This is a genomic window from Tenacibaculum agarivorans (assembly GCF_001936575.1).
GTDB classification, from domain to species: domain Bacteria; phylum Bacteroidota; class Bacteroidia; order Flavobacteriales; family Flavobacteriaceae; genus Polaribacter; species Polaribacter agarivorans.
In genome coordinates this window covers 1-1,696 of the sequence record NZ_MSMP01000092.1, presented here as the reverse complement: position 1 = coordinate 1,696, position 1,696 = coordinate 1, and the positions used below count along the sequence as shown (strand labels likewise).

Annotated in this window: 1 protein-coding gene; it reads right to left on the bottom strand. The window is 34.1% G+C overall.

The window, feature by feature from the left end; translation table 11 throughout:
- Positions 1-77: 77 nt before the first annotated feature.
- A partial coding sequence (locus BVC87_RS22960; RefSeq protein WP_075344723.1) for a sialate O-acetylesterase occupies positions 78-1,696 on the bottom strand: 1,619 nt, incomplete at its 5' end.

The window sequence follows — 1,696 nt, the reverse complement described above, 5'->3', positions numbered from 1 at the left end:
AATAAAGTAATGTTCATTACTTAACTAATGAAAAATCACCATTATTTTTTACAAAAAACTATTTTTAGTATCCACTTTTATTCAGATACAATAATCATTTTACGACTTTCAGATAAGCTTTTAGTTTGTAAAGTATAGATATAATATCCTGCTGCTAAATTTTCCTTTCTAAATTCTACAGAATGAGTTCCAGCGGACAATTCGTTGTTGATCAATTCCGCTACTTCAATCCCACTTACACTAAATACTTTTAATGAAACATGTGTTTGAGCTGGGATAGTAAATGAAATATTGGTATTATTTACAACAGGATTAGGTTGATTTTGAATCAATCCGAACTCATTCTCTTGTATAGTTACATCTTCTGTACTAAGAGTTGTTAATAGAGATGTCATTTTTTGCGCATACCTTTTTCCTAACTCTCTAACACCAGCAGAATCGAAATGAACATTGTCTGGTAAAATAGTAACTCCTTCAGAAGAAATTATATGGGCTGTTGGTATAACCGAAGGTAATGTTTGAATAATAGTATTCATACTACCAGCTAAACCACCATTATTTGTATGACCAACTTCCCCTGCTAATAATGGAACCTGATCAGCATCTAAACCAAGATCAGCTATTAAGTTATCATAAACTGTTTTTACATAATTTGGCCAATTTGTGTCTCCATTATTTGACTCTCCTTGGTGTAATAAAATACCTTTAATAACACCTTTTTGTTTTGCTAACAACCCTAAATTCACTAAGTGTTGGTATGGATTCCCTCCGTATGCTTGTATTTTTTCAGCAAAAAATGGATCTGCGGCTAATTCATCATGATCTTCAAACTTGTCTTTATCAAATAAACGAATATCAGCACCTCCAACTGCAACATTAATAATACCAATATTTACATCGCTAGGCTGTGAGTTTACCATTTCTTTTCCAAAAGTATTTACTAACGAAAGCTGACTGAAACACTGACTTGCGGGCGGTGCCATTACATACCATTTGTTTTTTTCTCTTCCTAAATTAGAACAATCTAAAGATTGTAGTAATAACAATCTGTTGTTTGTTGTAAAATCTGAATTTTCAACTGGCGCGCTACCTTCCATATTAGACTGTCCGAATGCTAAATAAATATGAAAATTAGGATCATTATCTGGTAATGTAACTTCATTAATATTCCCTGTATATACTAAAGCATTTGAATAGTTATTATTATCAGCATCTGGTAATGCTTGTACAGTGACTGTATAGATGGTACCATCAGTAGTGATAGGAATTCCTGCTAAAGTACCTTGATAAGTGTATGAAGTGCTTCCAGCTGCCACTGTAGTAACGTACTGAATCGCATCTGTATTTTTACTCACAAAAATATTAAAGCCTCCTGTTGCTAATGGATCATTATCCCAATTCAGGGTAAATTCATCTGTTGCTTGGGTAATTGAAAGTCCTGTAGGGTTCGTTGGTGGTTCAGGATCGGGAGCATTTAAATTAAAAGCTCCAGAATTAGCATATGCATTATTATCTGCATCAGGTAAGGCTTGAACTGTAGCTGTATATGTACCCCCATCTGTAATTGTAATACCTCCAACTGTTCCTGTATATGTATATGATGTCGATCCTGCAGCTAATGTGGTTATGTATTGTGCCGACCCTGCGCCTTCACTTATAAAAACATTAAACCCACCTGTTGCTTGAGGATCATTAT